This is a genomic window from Labrys sp. HAY1-8F, assembly GCF_056754975.1.
Genome location: NZ_JBPGWZ010000002.1, coordinates 713,243 through 738,231, shown reverse-complemented (window position 1 = coordinate 738,231; position 24,989 = coordinate 713,243). Strand labels below are relative to the sequence as shown.

At 63.4% G+C, this 24,989-nt stretch carries 21 protein-coding genes; 9 read left to right on the top strand and 12 right to left on the bottom strand.

Features of this window, described 5'->3' with window-relative positions:
* Positions 1-38 precede the first annotated feature (38 nt).
* Entirely contained in the window at positions 39-851 is an 813-nt protein-coding gene (locus tag ACR9ZN_RS12415; RefSeq protein WP_481272354.1) for an AraC family transcriptional regulator, read from the bottom strand.
* 269 nt (positions 852-1,120) lie between these two features.
* Here ACR9ZN_RS12415 and ACR9ZN_RS12410 point away from each other — a divergent pair, with 269 nt between their 5' ends.
* Entirely contained in the window at positions 1,121-1,732 is a 612-nt protein-coding gene (locus tag ACR9ZN_RS12410) for a helix-turn-helix domain-containing protein (protein ID WP_434956753.1), read from the top strand.
* Here the strand turns inward: ACR9ZN_RS12410 and ACR9ZN_RS12405 are convergent.
* From ACR9ZN_RS12405 to ACR9ZN_RS12390, 4 genes are all read right to left on the bottom strand, one after another.
* Complete coding sequence (locus ACR9ZN_RS12405) at positions 1,722-2,825, bottom strand: S-adenosylmethionine:tRNA ribosyltransferase-isomerase (protein ID WP_454814181.1); 1,104 nt, start codon at positions 2,823-2,825, stop codon at positions 1,722-1,724. The genes ACR9ZN_RS12410 and ACR9ZN_RS12405 overlap by 11 nt on opposite strands.
* Positions 2,822-3,541 carry an SDR family NAD(P)-dependent oxidoreductase gene (locus ACR9ZN_RS12400; protein WP_481272353.1) on the bottom strand — a complete coding sequence of 240 codons (720 nt, stop codon included), beginning with the start codon at positions 3,539-3,541 and terminating at the stop codon, positions 2,822-2,824. Before ACR9ZN_RS12400 ends, ACR9ZN_RS12405 begins: the two co-directional genes overlap by 4 nt.
* Positions 3,542-3,697: 156 nt before the next feature.
* Entirely contained in the window at positions 3,698-4,780 is a 1,083-nt protein-coding gene (dinB, locus tag ACR9ZN_RS12395) for a DNA polymerase IV (protein ID WP_481272352.1), read from the bottom strand.
* 92 nt (positions 4,781-4,872) lie between these two features.
* Positions 4,873-5,469, bottom strand: coding sequence for a TetR/AcrR family transcriptional regulator (locus tag ACR9ZN_RS12390; RefSeq protein ID WP_454814178.1), 597 nt, complete (start codon positions 5,467-5,469; stop codon positions 4,873-4,875).
* 186 nt (positions 5,470-5,655) lie between these two features.
* Between ACR9ZN_RS12390 and ACR9ZN_RS12385 the strand changes: the two genes are divergently transcribed.
* The gene (locus ACR9ZN_RS12385) at positions 5,656-7,185 is read left to right on the top strand and encodes an FAD-dependent monooxygenase (RefSeq protein WP_481272351.1); all 1,530 of its coding nucleotides are present in this window, start codon (positions 5,656-5,658) and stop codon (positions 7,183-7,185) included.
* Between the two features lie 72 nt (positions 7,186-7,257).
* On the opposite strand, the gene ACR9ZN_RS12380 is transcribed toward ACR9ZN_RS12385, so the two are convergent.
* Complete coding sequence (locus ACR9ZN_RS12380) at positions 7,258-8,667, bottom strand: helix-turn-helix domain-containing protein (RefSeq protein ID WP_434956747.1); 1,410 nt, start codon at positions 8,665-8,667, stop codon at positions 7,258-7,260.
* Between the two features lie 172 nt (positions 8,668-8,839).
* Between ACR9ZN_RS12380 and ACR9ZN_RS12375 the strand changes: the two genes are divergently transcribed.
* Positions 8,840-9,073 (top strand): hypothetical protein, encoded by a 234-nt coding sequence (locus tag ACR9ZN_RS12375; protein WP_149254922.1) that lies wholly within the window; start codon positions 8,840-8,842, stop codon positions 9,071-9,073.
* A gap of 149 nt (positions 9,074-9,222) precedes the next feature.
* Entirely contained in the window at positions 9,223-10,521 is a 1,299-nt protein-coding gene (gene aceA, locus ACR9ZN_RS12370) for an isocitrate lyase (RefSeq protein WP_481272350.1), read from the top strand.
* A gap of 122 nt (positions 10,522-10,643) precedes the next feature.
* On the opposite strand, the gene ACR9ZN_RS12365 is transcribed toward aceA, so the two are convergent.
* The 3 genes from ACR9ZN_RS12365 to ACR9ZN_RS12355 form a co-directional block, all read right to left on the bottom strand.
* Positions 10,644-11,753 (bottom strand): Ntn hydrolase family protein, encoded by a 1,110-nt coding sequence (locus ACR9ZN_RS12365; protein ID WP_481272349.1) that lies wholly within the window; start codon positions 11,751-11,753, stop codon positions 10,644-10,646.
* Positions 11,754-11,822: 69 nt separating this feature from the next.
* The gene (locus tag ACR9ZN_RS12360) at positions 11,823-13,193 is read right to left on the bottom strand and encodes a sigma-54-dependent transcriptional regulator (RefSeq protein WP_454814174.1); all 1,371 of its coding nucleotides are present in this window, start codon (positions 13,191-13,193) and stop codon (positions 11,823-11,825) included.
* Positions 13,194-13,464: 271 nt separating this feature from the next.
* Positions 13,465-15,294 (bottom strand): sensor histidine kinase, encoded by a 1,830-nt coding sequence (locus tag ACR9ZN_RS12355; RefSeq protein ID WP_481272348.1) that lies wholly within the window; start codon positions 15,292-15,294, stop codon positions 13,465-13,467.
* Between the two features lie 246 nt (positions 15,295-15,540).
* Here ACR9ZN_RS12355 and ACR9ZN_RS12350 point away from each other — a divergent pair, with 246 nt between their 5' ends.
* A complete protein-coding gene (locus ACR9ZN_RS12350) occupies positions 15,541-16,863 on the top strand; it encodes a dicarboxylate/amino acid:cation symporter (RefSeq protein ID WP_434956743.1) in 1,323 nt (440 codons plus the stop codon).
* A 95-nt stretch (positions 16,864-16,958) separates the two neighbouring features.
* Here ACR9ZN_RS12350 and ACR9ZN_RS12345 read toward each other — a convergent pair whose 3' ends face one another.
* Positions 16,959-18,017 (bottom strand): Ntn hydrolase family protein, encoded by a 1,059-nt coding sequence (locus tag ACR9ZN_RS12345; RefSeq protein ID WP_454814172.1) that lies wholly within the window; start codon positions 18,015-18,017, stop codon positions 16,959-16,961.
* Between the two features lie 432 nt (positions 18,018-18,449).
* On the opposite strand from ACR9ZN_RS12345, the gene ACR9ZN_RS12340 reads away from it, so the two are divergent.
* Positions 18,450-19,751 carry an OmpP1/FadL family transporter gene (locus ACR9ZN_RS12340; protein ID WP_481272347.1) on the top strand — a complete coding sequence of 434 codons (1,302 nt, stop codon included), beginning with the start codon at positions 18,450-18,452 and terminating at the stop codon, positions 19,749-19,751.
* 157 nt (positions 19,752-19,908) lie between these two features.
* Here ACR9ZN_RS12340 and ACR9ZN_RS12335 read toward each other — a convergent pair whose 3' ends face one another.
* A complete protein-coding gene (locus tag ACR9ZN_RS12335) occupies positions 19,909-20,757 on the bottom strand; it encodes a fumarylacetoacetate hydrolase family protein (protein ID WP_441773954.1) in 849 nt (282 codons plus the stop codon).
* A gap of 511 nt (positions 20,758-21,268) precedes the next feature.
* Positions 21,269-21,694, bottom strand: coding sequence for a DUF2852 domain-containing protein (locus ACR9ZN_RS12330; protein WP_481272346.1), 426 nt, complete (start codon positions 21,692-21,694; stop codon positions 21,269-21,271).
* 238 nt (positions 21,695-21,932) lie between these two features.
* Here ACR9ZN_RS12330 and ACR9ZN_RS12325 point away from each other — a divergent pair, with 238 nt between their 5' ends.
* The 3 genes from ACR9ZN_RS12325 to ACR9ZN_RS12315 all read left to right on the top strand — a co-directional run bounded on the left by ACR9ZN_RS12325 (position 21,933) and on the right by ACR9ZN_RS12315 (position 24,981).
* A complete protein-coding gene (locus ACR9ZN_RS12325; RefSeq protein ID WP_454814168.1) occupies positions 21,933-22,793 on the top strand; it encodes an undecaprenyl-diphosphate phosphatase in 861 nt (286 codons plus the stop codon).
* Positions 22,794-23,091: 298 nt separating this feature from the next.
* Positions 23,092-23,907, top strand: coding sequence for a UDP-2,3-diacylglucosamine diphosphatase (locus ACR9ZN_RS12320; protein ID WP_434956737.1), 816 nt, complete (start codon positions 23,092-23,094; stop codon positions 23,905-23,907).
* A gap of 9 nt (positions 23,908-23,916) precedes the next feature.
* Positions 23,917-24,981 carry a glycosyltransferase family 4 protein gene (locus ACR9ZN_RS12315; RefSeq protein ID WP_454814167.1) on the top strand — a complete coding sequence of 355 codons (1,065 nt, stop codon included), beginning with the start codon at positions 23,917-23,919 and terminating at the stop codon, positions 24,979-24,981.
* The last annotated feature ends 8 nt before the right edge of the window (positions 24,982-24,989 follow it).

Below are 24,989 nucleotides of genomic sequence, written 5' to 3'. Positions count from 1 at the left end.
TCAAGCCTGGAATGAGCCAGCATTTTAGAGGTTTGGGATTACTTGGCTGGGCGCCAGGCGGTCGGTGCGCAGCCTGCCAGCGAGGTGAATTCGCGGGTGAGATGCGCCTGATCGGCATAGCCGCAGGCCGCTGCGATATCGGCCCATCCTGCCGCCGTGCCCTTGGCGGCGAGAGCCTGCGCGGCATTGAAGCGGATGATGCGGGAGACGGATTTCGGAGGCAAGCCGATCTCTTCGCGGAAGCTTGCGACCAGGCGCCTGCGGCTCCAGTCGAGTTTTTCCGCCAGTGCGCCGATGCGCACGTCGCCGCCTTTGAGCATGAGCTGGGAGAAGGCCCAGCCGATCGAGGGATTGGCCTGCGGGGCGCGGTCGAGGCGGATTGCGATGAAATGCTCGGCGAGATCGAGGCGGGACCCCCAGGAGTTCAGTTCGGCGAGCCGCCGGGCGAATTGATCGATGTCACAGTCGGCGAGGTCATCCAGCGCAACCATGCGGTCGGCCAGCTCGCTCATCGGCAGCCCGAAGAACAGCCGCCCGCCAAGCGGCGTGAAATTGATCTGGATACACTCGGCCGCGCCATCCGAATCCATGACGATCGGGCCGGCAAACAGACCAGCGGCAAAGCTGCCATAACTGTCTGCAAGGGTTGGGGTCCTGCCGAGGCCGATGCGGAATGGGCTGCCGAAATTGACGATCAGCGGCACGGTCAGAGAGGCGGTCTCGGTGAGGCCCTGCATGGCAGCGCCGTTCTCCCGATAGCCGTAGATCCCGCTGACCAGCATGTTCAAGCGCGGCGCCGGGCTCCGGTACCAGAAAACCGGCTCGCTCGAACTCTTTTGTCCATGCCCCATCGCGAATCCCGGTCAAATCCCATAGCCCGCCCGCGTTCGGTCGGCACGGTCGAGGCTGCGATCATAGGACGATCTGCCGTGCAGAGGGAGTCTTGTGCCAGGTCTTGCCATCGGGTTTCGATGATACTGGTGTCATGTAAGGCCATCACGCGATGGACATGTGTTCGATCCTGCCTTTGCTTCCATCAAAAGGCTTTTCTCTCGCTCAGCTTGGCCGTATTGTCCGCCAGAACAAACGATCGTTCGTCATAACAAACGGAAGGCTGGTAATGAGCGGATTGGAAAGGCGGGGTGAACTCGATGCGGGCGCGGTCGCGCTATCGGGGCAACTCGGCAAGACGGTCCAGCGTCTGCGCAAGGCCTATAATCTTTCATTGTCGGAGTTGGCCGAGCAATCCGGGGTTGCCAAGTCGATCATCAGCCAGATCGAGCGTAACGAAACCAACCCCACTTTGGCGACGATCTGGCGCCTGTCCCAAGCCCTCGACGTTTCGATCGAAAGGGTACTGGGTTCGAGCGAGGACGAGGCCTTCATCGAAAAGACCACCCGTGTCGATACGCCCGTGATCATTTCCGACGACGGCAAGTGCCGTCTGGCGGTGGTCGGCTGGCTGAAGACGGTGGAATGGTTGCAATGGTATGATTTTCGGGCCGAGCCGGGCGGCGTGCTTGAAAGCGACGCCCATCAGCGCGGCTCGGTCGAGTGCCTGTCGATCCTGGCCGGCGTGGTCGAGGTCGACGTCGCCGGCGTGCTCGAACGGGCTGAGCCTGGCGAGACGCTGCGCTATCGCTGCGACCGCCAGCACGCCATCCGCGTGGTCGGCGACGAGCCCGTTCACGCCACCATGGTTTGCTTCATGAAGGCGGCCCTCATGGAGTAGGGGCCGCCCCTGCCCATATGGAGGTTGCCGTGATGCCTGGCGGTGATTCGATGTAATCCTCCCGCCCTGGTGCCTGGCGCTCGATCAGCACGGAATCACCGAACTCGTGGGCTCGGTAGTTCCACGCTTCCAGCATGAGCGAGATCCGGTCGAGAATGCGATCGTCGGCAAAGGCGCGCAGCAATTCGAAATGGCTCTCGCCCGGCAGATGGACGCCGCTCAGAACGGCATCGACGAGACGAAGCTTTGATTTCGGCCCGATTCGCCCCTGTGCCAAGCCATCGCCGGCTCTGAGGCCACCGGGGAGCGAGGCGGCGTGTTCGAGAGCCCGCACCACGCTGGTGCCGATGGCGATCACGCGTCCCCCGACCGCCTTGGTGCGGTTGATTCCAGCTGCCGTCGCCGCCGGGATGCGGTAGGGCTCGTCGAAGGGAAGGCGCAGATCCATCACCGCGTCGCCCGTCGAGGAAATTCCGGCGGCATGCGTCAGGCTGGCAAACCCCACGCCGCGGCGTCGCCAGGCGGCGATCGTGCGCCAGTCGAGCGCGAAACCGGCCGAGGGTGGTTCGAAGGCGAGCGGCTCGGCCGCCATTGCCGTCCACATGTCCCAAAGAGCGAGAGGCTCGGGCACGTGAGCGTATTGGATCGGCCGCCCATGCTGAGCCAGCCCGGCGAAGATCTGTTCCGGGGGGCCGGGGAAACGCAGCGATACCAGGCGAGGATAGCCATGCAAGCGCTCGACCACGGCCGTGAGTGGGCCAAGTTCGAGCTTGTCGCCGGCGAGAAGCTGCGGTGGCGCGGGGCGGTCTTCCGTGCGTATGCGATGATCGCCCGCCCCGAAGACGATGGCGATGAAGTGACGGGGATCACCGGCCGCGACCCAGGCGGCCAGCCTGACTTCAATCGGCCTGCCGTTTTCGGCATGGATGCCGGTAAGGCTGGCGGGCAGGGTAGCTGCGTCGTTGGCGATGATGAGGTCGCCGGGGCTGAATAGCAGAGACAAAGCGCTGCGCGGCAGATGGCGGATTTTGCCCGTGCCCGAGACGGCGAGCAGCCGGGCGGCGCCAGGCTCCGGATTGTCGGCGGCGATCATGGCCGGACCTCCACGGTCAGAGCGAGGCGCGGCTCATCCAGGCCCAGGCTGCGAATGATCTCGGATGCCGCTTCCTCGGGACGCTTGAGCGAGGATCTGTCGGCCTCCGGAATGGCTTGCGCATGCAGGGGGGTGTCCATGTCGCCGGGATCGACGGCGAGGAAGCGAATGCCTTCTTCGCGGGCTTCCTCGGCCCAGATAGCGGTGAGATGCTGCAGCGCGGCCTTGCTGGCGCCATAGGCGCCCCAACCGGCATAGGCGTTGACGGCTGCGTCGCTGCTGATGTTGACCACGCTGGCCTCACGTCCCTGCCGCGCCGAGGCAGCGAGGGCGCCGAACAGAGCCTTGGTCAGGCGGAAGGGGCCGACCAGGTTGGTGGCGAGGGCTGCCTCCAACTCCTCGCATTGCGTGTCGGCCAGCAAGGCGAGAGGCACAGGCCCGAGGCTGGAGGCATTGTTGACGAGGAGATCGAGACCGCCAAGGTTGCCGGTAATCTGCAGGGCAATGGCATGGATGTCGGTCTTGCGTCCGACATCGCCGACAATGCCGAGCGCACCGGTTTCGGCAGCCACGCGCGTTACGGCATCGCTGGTGCGGGCGACGAAGGCCACCTGAGCGCCCCGCTCGGCCAGCGTCTGCACGAGGGCCAGCCCAAGCCCGGAGGTGCCGCCGGTAACCGCCGCACGCAGGCCATTGAGATCGGTATGAACCGTCATCGATCGAAGCTCCCTGAATCACTCAGGGAGTTTTGATACAAGTTCAAGTGAACTTTAAGTCAAGCGATATGTCGAGATAGGGATGGATCGATCCCAGGACATTATGACCACGGGCGAACAGCAAGGGCGGTTCGACCAGGCAAATTTGTCGAGGAATCAACCGTCCAGGCCGAGTTCGAGCTGTGCGCCGTCCGCGGGCTCTTCCAAGGCGAAGCCGGACATGGTGACACCGAGCAGGCGGATGCCTTTTGCCGGCGGAAACACGCTGCGGATGAGTTCCAGGCTGACGGCCTGCAGGGTTTCCTGGGTATGGACCGGCGCGGTCAGGGTACGGCTGCGGGTGGCCTGCTGGAAATCGGCATATTTGATCTTCACCGTCACGGTGCGGCCGAAGGCTTGGGTTTTCTCGCACCAGGCCCAGACTTCGTCCGCCATGGCGAGGACACCCGTTTCGATATCCTCAGGCTTCGTCAAGTCGTCGGAGAACGTCGTCTCCGAGCCGGCGGATTTGCGCGGGCGGTCCGGCTCCACCGGCCGGTCGTCTTCGCCCCGCGCGATCGTGTGATACCAGGCGCCGGCCTTGCCGAAATGGCGGATGAGATCCTCCAGCGGCCGTGCCTTGAGGTCGGCTCCCGTGAAAATGCCGAGCCGGTCCATCTTTTCCGCGGTGACCGGGCCGACACCGTGGAACTTGGCCACCGCCAGCGTCTCGACAAAAGCCGGTCCCATGGCTGGAGTGATGACGAACTGGCCATTGGGCTTGCGATGGTCGGACGCGAGCTTGGCCAGGAACTTGTTGTAGGAGATGCCGGCCGAGGCGGTGAGGCCGGTCTCCTCGAGGATACGGGCGCGGATGGCCTCGGCCGTGGCCGCCGCCGAGGGCAGGCCCTGTAAATTTGCGGTGACGTCGAGATAGGCCTCGTCCAGCGACAGGGGCTCGATCAGCGGCGTGAACTCGGTGAAGACGGCATGAATCTGGCGGGAGACGGCGCGATAAACCTCGAAACGCGGCCTGACGAAGATGAGGTCGGGACAATTGCGCAGCGCAGTCGAGGAGGGCATGGCCGAACGCACGCCGAAGGCTCGCGCCTCATAGCTCGCCGCGGCGACCACGCCGCGTTTTTCCGAATAACCTACGGCCAGCGGCCGTCCCCGCAGCCCGGGATCGTCGCGCTGCTCGACGGAAGCGTAGAAGGCATCCATGTCGATATGGATGATCTTGCGGATGGAGGCGGACATGGATCTAGGTTAGCAGAGCTGCGGTGATTATGGGGAGGCTGGCTCAGGCGCAAGCCCGGCTCTGACGGCACAATAGGGAAAGGCGGACACCTTCAGAACTCTTGCGCCAGGAGCGTGAAACTCTCATCGACATAGTGGGCGAGGGGATGCGCCGCCTCGTTCTGTTTCCATCGCTCCAGGGCCAGGCGCAGCGTACCCATCGCCACCATCGCGACCAGCCGAAGCCCGTCCCGCCGCTCCGGCGATGGCCAAAGCTCACACATCGCTTCCAGCAGAATCCGCTCGGTCTCGACGAAACCGGCCTCCTTGCGCGCCCGCAGGGCTTCGGTCGATTGCATTAGGCGATCGAAAACGATGGACTCCTTGGTCTCTCGCCGTGAGGCAAGCTTGATCAGGCAGTTTTGAACGGCTGCGAGAGGGGCTTGGTCAGGCGACTCTTCGAGCATTGCCGGCTTCAATGCCTCCCGGAAGCCACCGTCACGCGCGGACAGCAAAACATCCTCCTTGGACTTGAAATAATAGAAGAAGGTCCGACGTGAAATGCCGGCTGCCTGCGCGATCGCGTCGAGCGTCGTGCCTTCGTAGCCGTGCTTCACGAACAGTTTCAAACCCTCATCGATGATCCGCTCGGACGTCTCACGCCGTTTGCGTTCTCGCAGCCCTTGCGGCCTTTCCAAGACGTCCTTCATACCGACGGTTCCATAGGCGTCTCTTGCAAAATTACACTGGGTGTAATAATAAATCGCACTCAGTGCGATTTTATAACGAGATTGGCAATATGCCTCAAGCGATGATTGGGCCCGTTACCGAGCCTTTCGGCAAGGCGACGATGCCGCCGACACCGATGTTGACGAGGACGATGGAGGATTTGTCCTTTGCTGTATGATGTCGTGATTGCCGGCGCAGGGCCGGTCGGCCTGTTCTTGGCTTGTGAACTGCGCCTTGCGGATCTATCCGTGTTGGTGCTGGAGCAGAACGAAGATCCGCATTCCCCCCTGAAGCGGCTTCCCTTCGGCTTGCGCGGCCTATTGGTGCCCACTGTCGAGGCTTTCCATCGTCGCGGCTTGCTGGATGACATCGCGGCGCCGCAACGCGCGAAAGACGATTCGGGTGGTGGTGTCTCGAGTGCTGCGCACTGGATGCAACAGTCGCGTCGCCCCGGCGGTCATTTCGCCGGCATCCAGTTCTTCCACGACAATGTCGATCCTTCGAAGTGGCCCTATCGCTTGCCGAGCTCCGCCGTCGCCGGCATTCCGGTCACGATGGAGCATCTGGAATCCGTCCTGGCCGCCCGCGCTCAGGCCATGGGTGTGGAAATCAGGCGGGGCCTCGGCGTCGAGGGTTTCGAGCAATCGGACGAAGACGTGACGATTCGTGCCGGCACCTCGACTTTTCGCGGGCGCTGGCTCGTCGGTTGCGATGGCGGCCGCAGCACGGTGCGCAAGGCCGGTGGTTTCGGGTTCGCCGGAACCCATCCCGAGTTCACAGGCTATTCCGTTGAAGCGGATATGGCCGATGCGCACAAGCTCCGCCCGGGCCGTCACTACACGCCGACGGGCATGTATACCTATTCGTCCCCCGGGACGATCGCGATGGTCGATTTCGACGGGGGCGCTTTTCATCGGACCCAGGCGATCACGCTCGAGCATGTGCAGGCAGTATTACGTCATATCTCCGGCACGGACGTTACCCTGACCACTCTCAAACTTGCTGCGACCTGGACGGATCGCGCCTATCAGGCGACCGCGTACCGCAAGGGGCGGGTGCTGCTTGCGGGTGATGCTGCGCATATCCATTCTCCGCTGGGCGGCCAGGGGCTCAATCTCGGGTTTGGGGATGCGATGAATCTTGGCTGGAAGCTGGCGTCCACGATCCGGGGCAGCGCGCCGGCCGGTCTGATCGACAGCTATTTCAGCGAGCGGCATCCTGTGGGCGCGCAGATCCTCGACTGGTCACGTGCCCAGGTGGCGATCATGCGGCCGACCGCCAGTACGCGCGCGCTCGAAGCCATCATCCGTGATCTCATCGATACCCGCGACGGTGCCACCTATTTTGCCGAGCGGGTGTGGGGCGTGTCGCTGCGCTACGATCTTGGCGAGAACCACCAGCTGGCGGGGCTTAGCGCTCCGGACTTCGAATTGGCCGACGGGACAAAGCTCGCCGAGCTTCTCAGGATGGGCAAAGGCGTATTCCTGGACTTCGATTCCCAGCCGCAGCGTCGAGCGCTTGCATCTCGTTGGAGCGATCGGATCACCTATGTCGCTGGGGACGCCAGTGAACGGCTCGGGTTGAGCGCCGTGCTGGTGCGCCCCGATGGCGTCGTCGCTTGGGCCACCGAGGTCGCCTCGGACCATGAGGAAGCTGCCAGGGCCATGGCGCGATGGTTCGGTGACCCCCTTGCGTGACGATAGCCCATTGTCGCCGGCCGCCCGCATGGGCGGCGGGTGGCATGCCTGGGATAGTCGCGGCGGTTATTCTCAGATCCGAGAATAGAGGCTCTCGGCGTGTTCGTGTTCATTCAGCACCAGCTTGTGCTCAGCCGGGGGGTGGGCGCGCTGCCCGCAGTCGAGGCGCGGGCAGATGCGGCAGCCTACGCCGATTGCTACGGCCTGGCCGGCATTGGAAACGTCCATGCCATCGGAATAGACCATCTCGGCGGCGTGGGAGATGTGGCAACCCAGGCCGATCGACAGATGGCGTCGTGGGGCATTGTGGCGATGGCCACCCTTTGTCAATGACTTTGCAATGCAGAAATAGCGTGTGCCTTCCGGCATCTGGCTGATCTGGATGTTGATCTGGCCCGGCAGCAGGAAGGCGGCGTAAACGTTCCAGCGCGGGCAGGCGCCGGAATGGCGCGGAATGTGAATGCCCGAGAGCGAGAAACGCTTGGAGATGTTGCCGGCGATGTCGGTACGGATCAGGTGCAGCGGGATGCCGCTGGCGCCGGGGCGCTGCAGCGTGGTCATGCGGTGACACACCTGCTCGAAGCTGGTCTTGAAGCGCCGGGCGATCCTGTCGATGTCATAGCGCGTCTCGCGGCAGGCGGCGAGGAAAGGCTGATAGGGCATGATTACTGCGCCGGCGAAATAGGCGGCCAGGGCATGGCGGGCCAGGGCCGGGGCATCGGCCGGCAAGGCGCCTTCGGTGATAAGATGCTCGATCTCGCGCGAGGCGGCAAGCAGGCCCAGGCGGTGGGCCGCCGTGAAGGTGGCGCTTTCGGGCGAAAGTACGTCCGCGGTCTCGAAGGTTTCCTCGTCCCTGCCGAGGCGCCCGGCCAGGCCCTGGGGCAGGGGAGCCAGCCGCCATTGCACGCCGAACACGTTGGAGAGGTAGAGCTTGAGGCCGGGCTCGAAGGAATCGGAGAGATTGTCGATCTCGCCGCGAATGCGCTCGGCCTGGGCCTCCAGTGCCGGGAAGTAGTTGGCGTTGGCCTGCAGGAAATCGGAGACCGCATCGGTGGCGACGTGATAGCCCGCTTCCTGGGCGGACGTGGCGCCCTGGTTGGCATTGCGCAGCGAACGGAAGCGATCGAACAGATGCACGATGGCCCGCCCGATCTGCGGGTTGGAGCTGGCGAGATCGCGCACGTCCTGATTGGTGACGTCGCTGTCGGCAAAGAGATCGTCGCCGAACAATTCCATCAGGTCGCCAGCCAGGCGCGAATCGTCGTTCTCGGCGAGCTCGGTGGCGTCGACGCCGAAATAGCTGGCCGTCTTCAACAGCAGGGGCACTGTCATGCGCCTGCGATTGTGCTCGATCAGGTTGAGATAGCTCGCCGAAATGCCGAGCGAGCTGGCGAGTTGCGCCTGTGAAATCCGGCTCTGCCGGCGCAGCCTCTGAATCTTGCCGCCGATACGCGGGTCGGCCTCTTGCATGGCGCCTGTCATGGTTCGTTTCCGGTCTCGTCGCTTTGTAAATCTTTACACGATTTACAACATTACAAAATTTTCTTTACAGCACTTTTCCGGTTGACGCCCAGGAAATGCGATACGCCTTGCTTTATTGCGCCGCGGTGTCAATCATTGACTTAACACGAAACGCGGCACGGAGGAACGTGTTATGGACCAGATGCGCCAAAGCAACGATCACGACGAATTCATCACCATCATCGGCGCCAGCATGGCCGAGATCAACGCCGAGTACCACGCTCAGGGCCTGGCAGACCGGGACTTTTCGATCGTGCACAAGATTGGCCGGCATCGCTTCACCCGCGTGGGTGGCGGCGCTTCCGAACACATGTTCGACGGCCAGTCGATGATCGCCGCCACCTTCACCCGCAGCCGGCGCAATTGAGCCGTGGGATCGCCGGCATCGCAGTCACGCCCGCGGATGGTCGTAGCGACAGCCGGGCTTTCCTTGCCAACAGGTGAGGCAGCACCACAGCAATCAAGGATGCTGCCGCCGTCAATGTCTTTACACGTCTACACGTTAGGAATTTTGTGATGCTCGATACCCAGAAGAACCGCCCCGCCGATACCTTCCCCGCCCCCGAATGGGCGCCGGATCGCTGGCGCAACGTCCGCCGCAACTACACGCCGCGCGACGTGGAGCGGCTCGCCGGGTCCCTGCCGATCCGCAATACGCTGGCCGAAAATGGCGCCAGGCGCCTGTGGGAACTCCTGCATAAGCGTGACTATGTGCCGACACTGGGCACCTTCACCGGCAACCAGGCCGTGCAGCAGGTCAAGGGCGGCCTCGAGGCGATCTACCTGTCGGGCTGGCAGGTGGCGGCTGACGCCAACACCTCGGGCAACATGTATCCCGACCAGAGCCTTTACCCGGTCGACAGCGTGCCCTCGGTGGTGCGCCGTATCAACAAGGCCCTGCAGCGCGCCGACCAGATCCAGACCATGGAGCGCGTCGATGGCAAGGGCGGCGAGCAGCTCGATTATTTCGTGCCTGTCATCGCCGATGCCGAAGCCGGCTTTGGCGGCCAGCTCAACGCCTATGAATTGATGAAGGCGATGATCGAGGCCGGCGCCGCCGCGGTGCATTTCGAGGACCAACTCGCCTCGGAGAAGAAGTGCGGCCATCTCGGCGGCAAGGTGCTGGTGCCGACGCGCACCTTCATCAAGACGCTGAACGCGGCGCGCCTTGCGGCTGACGTGATGGGTGTGCCCACCCTGATCATGGCCCGCACCGACGCCGAGGCCGCCCGCCTGATCACCTCCGATGTCGACGAGGCCGACCGGCCCTTCATCACCGGAGAGCGCACGCCGGAAGGCTTCTATGTGCTCAAGGGCGGCTTCGAGGCGGCGATCGCCCGCGGCATTGCCTATGCGCCCTATGCCGACCTGATCTGGTGCGAGACCTCGACGCCGAGCCTGCCCGACGCCAAGCGTTTCGCCGAAGCCGTGCGCAAGGAGCATCCCGACCAGATGCTGGCCTATAACTGCTCGCCCTCGTTCAACTGGGCCAAGCATATGGATCCGGCGGCGATGAAGGCCTTCCAGCGCGAGCTGGGTGCGATGGGCTACAAGTACCAATTCATCACGCTGGCCGGTTTCCACAACACCAGCTTCACCACCTTCGACCTCGCCCGCCGCTACAAGCAGGACGGCATGGCCGCCTATTCGCAGCTCCAGCAGGCCGAGTTCGCCGCCGAGGCCCAAGGCTTCACCGCGACGCGCCACCAGCGCGAAGTCGGCACCTCCTATTTCGACGCCATCGCCACCATCCTCGGCGAAGGCCAGAGTTCGACGACCGCGATGGAGCATTCGACCGAAACGGCGCAGTTCTAAGCCTGAAAACAAGCACAAGCCTCGGCCGATCCCATCGGTCGAGGCTTTTTGCTGTTGGTGATACTGGCAATGCCGTGGTCACCCGGACTGTGGGCCGAAACGGGAGCTGCGGCGCAGAAGGCTCAGCCTTGCCACTCGAAATCGGCGGTGACCGGCAAGGCGTCCTCGCGATCCTGGCTCGCCTCGTAGCCCCGCACGCGCAGGAGCCCCATGGCCGGATTGGCCTCCACGGCCAGACGGGTGATGTCGTAGCGTAGCGGCGGCTTCACCCAGGCGAAGGGAGCGGTGCTCGCGCCAGCGAAGGAGGCGATCGAGGCGCGGCGCTCTGCGCTGTCCTGGCGCGTATCCTCATCCTCGTTTGCGCCCCAGTTCTTGGCTGTGGCGCCGTAATTCCAGGTATTGGCCGCGGTGCTTGGGCCAAGATGGGTGACGAAGTCGCGATGCTTGCGCTCGATCACGCAGGTCTGCCCGGCCGCCGGGCCGACAAGGGTGAAGATGGTCTCGGCCGCGATGGGGGCCTTTTCCAACTCGCGCCGCGCCGTGTCGAAATCCGCCGCCGTTTCGAATACTTGGCGCAGCACATGCATCGGGGGCGGCAAGCCGCCGCCCAATGCAGCGAAATTCGGTAGGCCCATGCCGCCCCAGCCATCCGTCGACGGGCCCTTGTTGATGGAGGCGGCGAAGCGCCCCGGCGCCATGGCCGTGAGAACGCCGACGGCGCCGGGCCAGGTCACGTTGTAGAACTCGCCGGCGGGCCCGCGCTGCCGGACCACCTCGACATGTCGGCCTAGCCCATCGAGATTCCAGTCGAGAGTCCGCAGCAGATGAGCATGGCGCCCGTCCGGTGATGGAGCGGCCAGCGTGGTGCAGCCCCATTCATAGGAGGTGTTGAGCATATAGACACCACTCTCCTTCAGGAGCGCGGCAATGGCATCCAACTCGCCGACATAGGGAGAGCCGCTGGCGCGCAACCAGGAGCGCGCGGCCGAATCGATCCCCGAGGCGCCCCACCGCGCCGTTACGGGCAATGAGGCAAGACAGGTCTGCAACAATTTGCGCATGGTCTCGACGTGCGCCCGCGCATGTTCGACCGGCCCGCCGTCGCGGGCATCGAAAAGCGGGATGTCGGGCAATCGTTCGGTTGCCTCCGCCGGCATGGCGGCAATACCCGCGATGCCGCACCCGATGCCAAATCCTGCTTTGAGAACGTCTCGGCGGTGGAACGGGGACATATGGAGGCGACTTCCTTTTCGAGCGCCGGACAGAAAGGTGGGACAGCAGGCGCTTGCACCTATCGTAACCTAAGTATCTCCCGCCTCGAAACTCGCGCGGTTGATGCCGTATTTCTGCAGCTTGTCGTAAAAGGTCTTGCGCGGGATGCCGAGGGTTTCCAGCGTGGTCCGCACGTCGCCTTTGTGCTTGGCGAGAGCCTCGCGGATCAACTCGGCCTCGTAGCGATCGAGGCGTTCGGGCAGGGAGGCGGTCTCGCCAGCCGGAGACGGCATAGCGGGCCGGCTGGCGGCCAGATCGATTTCGGCCAGGCCCAGCGCCACCCTTTCGGCGAAATGCACGATCTCGCGCACATTGCCCGGCCAGTCATGGCTGGCGAGGTGCTGGCGCATGGCCGGCGTCAGCATCGGCGCCTCGCGCTGGAAGCGCCGGCAGGCCCGGTCGAGATAGACGGCGAACAGCAGGGGGACGTCCTCGCGCCGTTCGCGCAGTGGCGGCAGGCGCAAGGTCACCACATTGAGGCGATGGAACAGGTCCTCGCGGAAGCTTCCCCGGTGCGCGGGGGACCCGAGGTCGCTCTTAGCGGCGGCAACTACGCGCAGGTCGACCTGCCGGGCCGTGTTGGAGCCGAGCGGGGTGATCTCGCGCTGCTCCAAAACGCGCAGCAGGCGGGCCTGGGCGCTGAGCGGCATGCTCTCGATCTCGTCCAGGAACAGGGTGCCGCCGCTCGAATGCTCGATCAGGCCGACGCGCTTCTTCAACGCGCCGGTGAAGGCGCCGCTCTCATGGCCGAACAGCTCGCTTTCCAGCACCGTCTCGGGCAAGGCGCCGCAATTGAGGGCGACCAGACGCCCGCTGCGCCGGCGGCCGAGATGGTGGAGCTGGTCGGCCACCAATTCCTTGCCGGTGCCGGTTTCGCCCACGATCATCACGTCGACATCGGCATCGGCCACGGCTCTCAGCGTTTCACGCAGGCGCTCCATCGCGGGGGCATCGCCGAGCAGAGGCGAGGGGGCGTGGGCCTCTTCCGCCGCTTGGCGCAGACGCCGGTTCTCCATCACCAGCGCCCGCTTTTCGGTGGCGCGCCTCACGCTCTGGATCAACCTGTCGGAGGCGAAGGGCTTGGGCAGGAAATCATAGGCTCCCTCGCGCATTGCCTCGACGGCGGTGGCGATGTCGCCATGGCCGGTGATCATGATCACCGGCAGGTCGGGATCGCGGGCGCGCAGCGTGCGGAACAACTCCATGCCGTCGATACGCGGCATGCGCAGATCGGTGATCACCACACCCGGAAAGCGTTCGTCGATGGCCTTGAGGGCTGCGACGGCGGATTCGAACAGGAAAGGCTCGAAACCGGCAAGCCGCAGCGTCTGCGCATTGGCTTCGCGCAGGACGGCGTCGTCGTCGACGAAAGCAACGGGTGGGGGAGAAGGCGAGGTCATAGGGAGGTGTCCCCGATCGGCGTATCGGATGCGGCCGCAATGGGTTGGCTTGGCGGAATGAAACGCGACCAGCCTTCTCCACGAAGTGGGGACGGTGCCCAAACAAAGTTTGGGCGGATGGGGTGCGGGCCGCTAGCACCACGAATCCGGCTAGGTCGCGATAGCGGGCCACACCCCATCCGTCGGCGCTTCGCGCCGCCACCTTCCCCACTTCGTGGAGAAGGCTGGTCGCACCTAGCCTCAAGCGCGATATGTGGCGTCAATCGATCACTCATCCTTCTTTCTCCGCGCGCTTCAGTGTCACCAGGAAGCGGCAGCCCTGGCCCGGCTGGCTTTCGACCTCGAGGCGGCCGCCGAATTCCTCCACGATATCCTTGGAAATCACCAGGCCGAGGCCAAGACCGCCAGGCTTGGTGGTGGTGAAGGGCGTGAATAGGGCGGCCGTCACCTCTGGTGCGAGTCCGGGGCCGTTGTCGGAGACGGAAAGCCGGACCAGCTCTCCTTCGCTGGTTATGCCGATATGGATAGCCTGGTCAGGTTGTTCTTCCATTGCTTCCAGGGCGTTCTGGAGGAGATTGACCAGCACCTGCTCGAGCCGCACGCGATTGGCTGCCACCCGCAGACCGTCCACAACCGGATCGACCTCGATCTCGGCGCCCTGGCGCCGAGCCCGGATGCCGACCAGCAGAAGCGCACCATCGAGCACGTCGCGCAGGGCGACGGGACCGACATCACCGCTGGCCTTGCGGGCGAAGCGGCGCAATTGCGCGATGATGTCGGCGATCTTCTCGGTCAGCCCGGCAATGATCGCAAGGTTCTGGCGCGCCGGCACCGGTTCGCTGCGATCAAGAAAAATGGCGGCGTTGTCGGCGAAACTGCGTATGGCGGCGACCGGCTGGTTCACCTCATGGGCCAGGCCGGCCGTGATCTGGCCGAGCAAGGCAAGGCGATTGGCCTGCGTGAGTTCGTCTCGCGCGGTTTGCAGCTTGGCCTCGACCTTGCGGCGTTCGTCGATCTCAGCGGAGAGGAGAGCGTTGCTCTGGCTGAGGTCGAGCGTGCGCGCCTCGACGCGATGCTCCAGTTCGATCTGGGCCTCGGTGAGTTCGGCAGTGCGCGCGATCGCGCGCTGGCGCCGGTGCAGGAGAATACCGAGTAGAACCAGCGTGGCGCCGACCAAGGCGAAGGTGATGGAGCGCAAGGTTGCGGCACCCGCGGCGAGGGCGCGCGCGGCCGGCTGGAGAAGGTGCAACTGCCAATTCGTTGAAGGAACCTCGCTTACGCTGGCAAGATGCAGCCCGCTGCCGCGCAGGGAGACGAAGTCCGCGCCCGGCGTGGCCTGGCCGCGCCGGATCGGCAGTACGGCCAGTGGCGAGTCGCCGAATTGCAGCGAAGTGCGAATGTTCGCTGCTTCCTCGGCGGGGATTGAAGCCTGCGCCATGAAACGCCATTCCGGTTGGCTGGTCAGCAGCACGATGCCGCGAGGGTCGGTGACGTAGACGATGGCGCCTGAGCGATGCCAGTCCTCCTCCACCGAGAAGAACTCCACCTTGACCACGATCACGCCCTGCATGCCGCCCGGCCCTTCGATGCGGCGGGCGATGTAGAGGCCGGGGCGCTGACTGACCGTGCCGAGGGCGAAGTGCTCGGTGTCTCCCTTGGCCACTGCCTCGGTGAAATAGGGGCGGAAAGCGTAATTGGTTCCGACGAAACTGATGTCCTCTTTCCAGTTGGAAGAGGCGATCGCCAGGCCCGTGCGGTCGATCAGATAGATCACGGCCGAGCGCGCGCCGGCATTCAGGCTTTCTAGCTTGGCATTCATGGCGCCAATATGGGACCCATCCGGCGCGCTCAGGGTGGCGAGCACATCAGGATCACGCGATAGCACCAGGGAGAGCGTGCGCTGCTTCTCCAGTTCGCTGCGCAGCACGGCGATATCCAGCGTAGCGCTGCCGGCGGCCTGGGCCCTGAGCGCCTCGGCCGCCTGGCGCGTGCCGTAATTGCCGGCGAACCAGACGGCGAGCGCCAGGCTTACCAGGCTCAGGCCGGCGAAAATCAGCCATTCGATCCGTCGCCTCTGCCGTCTTTGTGTTGCTCCGCTCATCGGTCTCCTGCTGCCATCGTTCACAGTCAAGCATGTGCGGAAATCCGCACATGGGCAAGGCCGCTGTGCGGACCTCCGCTCAGGTGGGGCTGGCGATGCCACTGGACGCGAACTATGAAATCAAGCAATATCAATAGCATAAGATCTTGGCACGAGACTTGCTGTCTATTGAGCAGCCGCTAGCAGAATGCGGCGTCGAGGAAACCTTTGGGCCAGGCCGCTTGCCGAGGCCCCACGGAGGAACAGATGATCTCCCTCAGCGAGATGCCCAAGGCGGAAGCTCCGCGCAAGCGCCCTTTCTATGCAAACCTCTACTTCCAGGTCCTTGTCGCGATCGCGCTGGGTATCCTGCTCGGTCATTTCTACCCCGATCTCGGCAAGTCTCTGAAGCCGCTGGGTGACGCCTTCATCAAGCTGGTGAAGATGGTGATCACCCCGGTGATCGCTCTCACCGTGATCACCGGCATTGCCGGCATGAGCGATCTCAAGAAGCTCGGCCGCGTCGTCGGCAAGGCCTTCATCTATTTTCTTACCTTCTCCACCCTGGCCCTGATCATCGGCCTGCTGGTCGGCAATATCGTGCAGCCGGGCGCGGGTCTGAACATCAATCCGGCCACGCTGGATCCCAAGGCGGTGGCGGATTATGCCGCCAAGGCGCACGACCAGACCATCACCGGCTTCCTGATGAACATCATCCCCAACAACCCGATCAGCGCGCTGGCGGGTGGGGACGTGTTGCAGGTGCTGTTCTTCTCGGTGGTGTTCGGTATTGCGCTGGCCCAGATCGGCAGTGCAGCCGAACCGCTGATGGTCGTGCTGAACTCGGTCTCGCGGGGCATGTTCCGGCTGGTCGCCATCCTGATGAAGGCCGCGCCCATCGGTGCCTTCGGCGCCATGGCCTTCACCATCGGCGCGTATGGCATCGGCTCGGTCGCCAATCTCCTGATGCTGATCGGCACCTTCTATCTGACCTCGCTGCTTTTCGTACTGGTCGTGTTGGGTACGGTCGCCTGGTATAACGGCTTCTCGATCCTCGCCTTGATCCGCTACATCAAGGAAGAACTGCTGCTGGTGCTCGGCACTTCCTCTTCCGAAGCAGCTCTCCCCAGCTTGATGGACAAGATGGAGCGGGCCGGCTGCCGCAAGTCGGTGGTGGGCATCGTCATTCCCACCGGCTATTCCTTCAACCTCGACGGCACCAACATCTACATGACCCTGGCGGCGCTGTTCATCGCGCAGGCCACCGGTATCCAGCTGAGCTGGGGCGACCAGATCCTGCTGCTCCTCGTTGCCATGCTGAGCTCGAAGGGCGCGGCCGGCATCACCGGTGCTGGCTTCATCACGCTGGCGGCGACGCTGGCCGTGGTGCCCGCCGTTCCGGTTGCCGGCATGGCGCTCATCCTCGGCATCGACCGCTTCATGTCCGAATGCCGCGCGCTCACCAACCTGGTCGGCAATGCCGTCGCCACCATCGTGGTGGCCCGCTGGGAGGGCGAACTCGACAAGGCCCAGCTCGCGGCCGCGCTGAGCGGTGACGACGTGCCGCAAACGGTGGCCGCCGCGGCCTGAGATTGCTCGACCGACAAGACAGGAAAGGGGCGGGCCGGTGGTCCGCCCTTTTTTATGACAAAGACGCTGCGCGTTCGTTCGTCACGGGATGATCCTCAGACCTGCAATTCCAGGTCTGCGGTGACAGGGGTGGCGTCGCTGCGATCGAGTGTTGCTTCATAGCCGCGCACACGCAGGCTGCCCTGGCGAGCGTCGGCTTCGACGGCAAGGCGGGTGATGGCGTTGCGCAGGGGCGGCTCCACCCAGGCAAAGGGCGCCATGGCCCGGCCGGCATGGGCAGCGATCGCCAGACGGCGGCTGGGACTGTCGCTTTCGGACAGCGCACCATTGTTCCAGCTGGGCGCGTTGGCCCAATCATTGGCGGCCGCCACTGGGCCGGACTGCGTGACGAAAGCCTCTGGTCTGCGTTCGATCACGCAAGTCTCGGCAGGCGAAAGGCCGGTCAGCGTGAAGATCGTCTCGGCGGCGATCGGTATGCGTTCCATGAGATCCCGCGCGGTGGCGAAATCGGGAGCCTCCTCGAAGGCGCGTCGGAGCAGGTGCATGGCGGGCATCAGGCCACGCCGCACACCGGACAGATCCGGCACGGTGGCGCCGCTGGCGCTTGCCGCGCCGGCCGGCGCTGGGCCCTTGTTGATCGAGGCGGCAAAGCGGCCTGGCGCCAAGGCCGTCAGCACGCCCACCGCGCCCGGCCAGGTCACATTGAGGAACTCACCAGCGGGACCACGCTGCCGCACGACTTCGACAAAACGGCCGAGGCCGTCAAAATCCCAATCGAGCGTCCGTAGCAGCCGGGCGCTGCGTCCGTCCGGCGCCGCCGCTGCCAGCGTGGTGCAGCCCCATTCATAGGCTGCGTTGATCAAGAAAGCGCCCGGCATCGGCAGGAGCGCGGCGATCGTCTCGATCTCGCCGACATAGGGCGAGGGGCTGGCGAGCAGCCAAGCGCGTGCCGCATGGTCGAGCAGATCCACCTCGCCATGGGCGGCGGCCGGGATCGAGACCAGACAGGATCGAAGCAAGCCCCGCATCGCTTCCGGGCGAGCCCGGGCATGGGCGACGGGACCGCCCTCGCGCGCGTCGAAAATCGGAATGGGTGCAAGCGTTGCCCGCTTACTTTCCGGCAGGCCGGCGCGTGGGAAAGGGATGACGCTCATGGGCCCCCCTGAGAACGATCGCCGAAAGTATTCAGGCTTTCGCAGGCATTGTCATCCGGCAATCTTGTTACCGGGCTTCAAAGCCCCGCGACCGCAAATAGAGCGGCCGCCGCCAGGCGGCGGTCGGGAGGATCTTGCATGGGTAAGGTTTTGTACCTGGTAAACCATGTCTCGATCTTGAGTTGACGTAAAAACCCACTGTTACAGGAACGCAACAACCTTGCTGAATTGAGACATCGGCGTGACAGAATCGCGATGAAACGGCGGCGTTGGCCGTTACGAAGGGGTCAATATTCTGGTACGAAGAATCATGAGTTCTAATGAGCCATCCGCAAGCAGTGCTTACTTGCTCGTGGTCTGACAAAAGCAAAAGGCGGCTGAGATTACACAGCCAGACCTGCCCTAACGGCGGGTAATGATATGGGGGAACGAATGCAAAGAAAGACCCAACTCGCATTCCTGCTCATGGCCGGCATTTCGCTTACGGCGAGCCAGGCCTATGCCGGCTCTTTCGCCCTACGCGAGCAGAGCACGATTGGTCTTGGCCAGGGCTTTGCAGGTGTCGCGGCGGGATCGGGCGGTCTCAGCTCCATGTATTGGAACCCTGCCACGATGACCGCCATCCCCGGCTGGCAGTCCCAGTGGTCGGTGAGCGGCATTTTCCCTCAAGTCGACATCACGCCGACGACCGGAACGACCTTGCCTGGTAGGGCATCGTTTGGCGACATCGGCCAAGATGGCATAATCGCAGCGGGATATACCTCTTATCAGGTCAACGATCGCCTGTGGATCGGCCTTGCCACCAACACGCCTTTCGGCTTGGTTACCAAGAATCCTTATGGGTCGCCGGCCCAGACTTACGGGCGTAGTTCGAAGGTCATGTCTTTCGACGTCAATCCGACCATCGCCTATAAAGTGACGGATTGGCTTTCAGTTGGCCTCGGCTTTCAGGCAATGTATTTCAAGACACGCCTTACTTCGGCGCCGTTTCCTGGCCCATCCAATGCCATCCTGAAAGGTGATAGTTGGGGCTACGGCCTAACGGCGGGCGTCATGATCACGCCTATGGAAGGAACGGTAATCGGCATTGGCTACCGTTCTTCCGTTAAGCAAGATTTGGACGGCACTATAGATCTTCCTGCGGGAACCGGATTGCCGGCTGGCCGGTACAAGGTAAACGCCGACCTGACCCTACCGGACCAGATCACAATCGGCATCCGGCAGACCGTGACGCCTGACCTTACGCTCTCGGCGGGCTTTGAATGGACGAAATGGAGCAATCTTGGCGTAATTCCGGTTATCGGAAAATCGAGTGTAGCGGCAGGCCAACAGGTCACCAGCTTGCCGTTTCAATATGACGATGGCTATTTTGCTTCCATCGGTGCGGAGTATTCCTGGAGCCCGGAACTGACGCTGCGCGCGGGCCTCGGCTATGAGTGGTCTCCGATTTCGGATCGCAATCGCGACGTGCGTCTGCCCGACAGCGATCGTATCCATGCGTCGGTTGGCCTTGGCTACAAGATCAACAACAAGCTATCGGTCGATTTTGCCTACTCGCACCTGTTTGCGGTGAACGGAGATATCAAGCTCGATCCCAACAATACGCATTGGAACCCGCGGGTACCGGTTCGCTTCTTTGGCAATGTCGACGCCTCGGTCGACATCGTCTCGGCCAGCTTGACCTATCGCTGGGATGATCCGAGCGAACCCAACCGGCCGGGTATCTTCAAGTAAGACACGGGTACGTCAATAAAAAGCCTTCGCGCAGGGTCCAACCGGCGCGAAGGCTTTTTTGCGTCGTGCTGCAGTTTACGGCTTTGACATCCCGGCACTCTTCGTCTTGTCGGGCAGCGAAGGGCGCCGGGCATTTCTTCTAGCCGGTTGAAAAGTCTCAGGCGCTCCAGGCCACGGTGGTCTGGCGCTGATCGCCGAGCTTCTCGATGCCGAGCGTCATGACATTACCGGGCTTGAGGTAGCGTGGCGGCTTCATGCCCATGCCGACGCCCGGAGGCGTGCCGGTGGTGATGACGTCGCCGGGTTCCAGGATCAGGAACTGCGAGATGTAGTGCACGATGTGGGCGACACCGAAGATCATCGTCTTGGTCGAGCCGGTCTGCACACGCTGGCCGTCGACATCGAGCCACATCGAAAGGTTCTGCACGTCGCCGACCTCGTCGGGCGTGACCAGCCAGGGGCCGAGCGGACCGAAGGTCGGGCAGCCCTTGCCCTTCATCCATTGGCCGGAGCGCTCGATCTGATAGGCGCGCTCGGAGACGTCGTTGCAGACGGCATAGCCGGCGACGTAGGAGAGGGCATCCTTCTCCTCGACATAGGAAGCACGGCTGCCGATGATGATGGCAAGCTCCACTTCCCAGTCCGTCTTCTCCGAGCCGCGCGGAATGACGACATCGTCATTGGGGCCGACCACGCAGGACGGTGCCTTGTTGAACAGCACCGGCTCCTGGGGGATCGGCATGTTGCTCTCGGCGGCGTGGTCGGCATAGTTCAGGCCGACTGCGATGAAGTTGCCGGGCTGGCCGACGCAGGAGCCCAGGCGAGGATTGCCGGTGACTTCCGGCAGCGAGGCTGGCGAGAGAGCGGCGATCCGGGCCAAAGACTGTGGAGACAGGGCATCGCCCTTCCAATCGGCGATATGCGCCGACAAGTCCCTGATCTTGCCATCCGCATCGATCAGGCCGGGCTTTTCCGAGCCCGGCTTGCCATACCGTACCAGCTTCATAGTGGAGTCCTTTGGTCGAGAGCTGCAGCCCTTCGGGCTGTCCTTGAAATCATCGATCATGAAGGCCGGTCTGTATCGGGCGTGCACCCTCGACCGGCCGGGGCGGATCATGCCCGAACGAGGGGACCTATCGCAAGTATTGTCTGAGAAATGCGCGTGATTGTTTCACGGGTGCGCTGGCGTCTTGCCCACTCTTCCTTCTTCCAATGGTGCCCTTCCAAGAGCAGGCTTCCAGCCTATGAGCGCTACCTTTGGGTGGTGGCACCAGATTGGAGGGTCGATCTCCAGATCGACCATCTTGGAAATGTGGAGCCAGATAGAGGACAAAGGTGGTCGATCTCGCTCCATCAATTGATGGAGCTGTGGAGATCGACCCTCCACGCTACCTGCGCCTCCATTCGCAAAAGTTAGCGCCTATGGGCAAGATGCCTGCGCACCCGGCAATAAGAAAGCCCGCGCAGATCGAGCTGCGCGGGCCTCGTCATTATTCGTGGAAAGGACGCCTGGCCTATCAGGCGGAATGGCTGTCGCCGCCGTTGCGAGCGGTGTTGCGCTCGGCCATGAAGCGATCGAACTCTTCCTTGTCGCGGGCGCGGCGCAGATTGGTGACGAATTCGCCGAAGGCGCGGCCTTCTTCCTCGAGGCGTCGACGTTCCTCTTCCAGGCGTCGCAGCGTCTCGCGGCGATAGTCGTCGAAAGCGGCATTGCCCGTGGCTGACCAGCCATGGCCGGCATAGCTACGCTGATCGCGGCCGAAACCGGCGAATTCGGCCTTGGCTCGCTCGAAGCCCTCACGTACCTTTTCCCTAGGGAAACGGTCGCCCCAGATGAAATAGGCCAGCGCCGCCAGGCCGAGCGGCCACCAGATCAGAAACCCGGCGATCACCGCCACGACATGCAGCGGATGCCAGCGGCTACGTGTAGAACAAGAGGTCATTATCCTCTCCCATGTTGCAACCCAGCAATCGAGCAATTGGGGGTGGCGAGGGGCGGCTTCAAGGGTACAAGCCGAAGTTGTGTCCGATTTAATCTTGGCGATCGTCGCAGCCGCGACGGCCCCGTCCCATTCATTGCCTGGCAAATTCATTTGGCGGCGATGGTCTGCCGCAAAGTTGCCGCGATCGAAAGCTCTGTGGGAGTGCGTGCTGGGCCGGGCGCAATCCTTGAGGTGTGGAATGAGTGGCGCTTGCACCGAAGGCGTCGACACAGGCTTTATGACTTTGGGGGTGGCAAAGGTCGCTTTCCTCGGCGTCGTCCAGGGTATCACCGAGCTGATGCCGATTTCCTCGACGGCCCATATGAGACTGGTGCCGGCCCTTCTTGGTTGGCAGGATCCGGGATCAGCCTTCTCCGCGGCCATGCAACTTGCGGCCTTGTGCGCCGTGGTCAGTTATTTCTGGAGGGATATCCGATCGATCACCAGCGGATCGCTGGCGGCCGTGCGGACAGGGGATTGGATGTCGCCGAAATTTCGCCTGGCGGTGGGCGTGGTGCTGGGCACTATCCCGATCGTGGTGGCTGGCTTGCTGCTTGCACCACTTCTCAACCGGTGCGACAGCCCCTTGCGCGCCCTGCCGGTGATCGGTTTTGCCTGCCTTGTCATGGGCGGCCTGCTCGCCGCGGCGGAACTCATGGCCCGTCATGGGCGCAGGGTCGAAGACATGCGGTTGCGCGATGCCCTGATCGTCGGGCTTGCGCAGGTCGGCGCGCTGATCCCCGGTGTGTCCCGGTCCGGCTCGACCCTGACCGCCTCGCTGTTTCGCGGCTTCTCGCGGGATGAGGCCGCGCGCTTTTCCTTCCTTCTCGGCATTCCCGCCATTGCCTTGGCCGGCCTGCACGAAATCACCACGCTTTTGCGGGCTCACCTCTCCACGGAGGGCTGGCTGATCTTGCTGGTCGGCCTGGTGGTCGGAACGATTTCGTCCTTCGCGGCCCTGTGGGGGCTGATGCGTATCCTCGAGCGCTTTTCGACCTGGCCTTTCACCATCTACCGCATCTTGCTCGGTGCCGTCGTGCTGTGGGTCGCCTATCACTAGAGTAGGGGGCGTTCATGAGTGAACGCTTGTTTGCTCTAGTTCTTTGTTTCGGAGCGTCTATGCCATTTGAGGTGATTCAGCCTCCGCGCAAGACGCCGTAAGAGAAAAGGGGACGAAAGAGCATCGATGTCCCATCGGACATATCGCCTGTCATAAAACCATGAACTGAATCGTGTTTGTGACAATCAGGATGCGTCGTCGATTTCGCTGATGTCTGCAGCAAAGCGCATCAAAGCAAGCGCTCTATGCTCTCTTGCTTGTTTCGACGATACGTTTTGGGCCGGTTGAGGATGGTGCCATGAACAGCGAAAGCGAAGGCACGCGCTATCGAGCGCTCTTTATCTCGGATGTGCATCTTGGGACGCGTGGTTGTCAGGCCGATATGCTGCTCGACTTCCTGCGCGCCTATGACGCCGAGACGATCTATCTGGTCGGCGACATTGTCGACGCCTGGCAGCTGAAAAGTGGTTGGTACTGGCCGCAGGCGCATAACGATGTGGTGCAGAAGCTGCTGCGCAAGGCCCGCAAGGGCGCGCGCATGGTCTATATTCCCGGTAATCACGACGAGTTCTTGCGTGATTTCCCCGGGCATCATTTCGGTGGCATCGAGGTGATCGAGCAGACAGTGCACGTGGCTGCTGACGGCAAGCGCTATCTGGTGATGCATGGCGATGCCTTCGACGTGGTGGTGCGCCACGCCAAGTGGCTGGCCTTGCTTGGCGACTGGGCCTATGTCACGGCCTTGGGTGTCAATACCTGGCTGAACGCCATTCGCCGGCGCCTCGGCCTGTCCTATTGGTCGCTGTCCGCCTGGGCCAAGCTCAAGGTGAAGAACGCCGTCAGTTTCATCGGCCATTTCGAAGAGACCCTGGCCAAGGAAGCCAAGCGGCTGAACTGCGACGGGGTCATCTGCGGCCACATCCATCACGCCACGCTACGCGATCTCGATGGCGTCACCTACATCAACTCCGGCGATTGGGTCGAAAGCTGCACGGCTATCGTCGAGCATTTCGATGGTCGTTTCGAACTGGTGCGCTGGAGCGAACTCGTTCGTCAGGCCAACAAGCCGCCGGAACTCCAAGGCGAGACGCTGGTCCCTCAGCGTGCCGCCTGAGCCGGTCCCGTGAAGATCCTGATTGCCACCGACGCCTGGCGCCCGCAGGTCAACGGCGTTGTCCGGTCCCTGGAACAGACGGCTGCGGCAGCCTCGCGTCAGGGCGTTGAGATAGAATTCCTGGCGCCGGACCGCTTCTGGTCGGTGCCGATGCCCTCCTATCCGGAGATTCGGCTTGCCATGCCGCCGCTCGGCGCCATCGAAAGGCATATCGAGGCCGAGAAGCCGGACTATGTCCATATCGCCACCGAGGGGCCGATCGGCCTGCTCACCCGCCGGGTCTGCCTGAAGAAGGGCCGCCCCTTCACCACCAGCTATCACACCCGTTTTCCTGAATATCTCGCCGCGCGTGTCCCGGTGCCGCTCGACTGGAGCTATCGTTGGATCCGGCGTTTCCACAATGCCGGAGCGGGTACCATGGTCTCCACCCCGGCCCTGGAGCGTGAACTGGCTGGTCGCGGCTTCAAGCGGCTGATGCGCTGGTCGCGAGGGGTCGATGCGGAATTGTACAGGCCCAGGCCCGTGCGCGTTTTCGACCTGCCCGGACCCATCTTCCTCTATGTCGGGCGGGTTGCGGTCGAGAAGAACATCGAGGCCTTTCTCGGTCTCGAGCTGCCTGGTTCGAAAGTGGTGGTGGGGAGCGGCCCGGCCTTGGAGATGCTGCGCTCACGCTATCCGGACGTGCACTTCGCCGGCATGCTGGAGGGAGAGGACCTGGCAAAGGCCTATGCTTCGGCGGATGTCTTCGTGTTTCCGAGCCTGACCGACACATTCGGCATCGTCCTGCTCGAAGCGATGGCCAGCGGCCTGCCGGTGGCAGCCTTTCCGGTGACGGGGCCGATCGACGTGATCAGCACCGGCAAAACGGGCATCCTCGACAACGACCTCGCTCGGGCGGCGCTGGCGTGTCTCGAGCTCAAGCCCGCCGATGCGCGTGCAGAGGCGCTGAAATATTCCTGGGACGCTTGCGCCCGCCAATTCGTCGCCAATGTGGTGGAGGCCTGCGGCCGGGCCAAGACCACGCCCGCGCCGTCCGGAGCTGTCAAGCAAGGGCAGGCCAGGCTGCCGGCCTGATCCCAAGG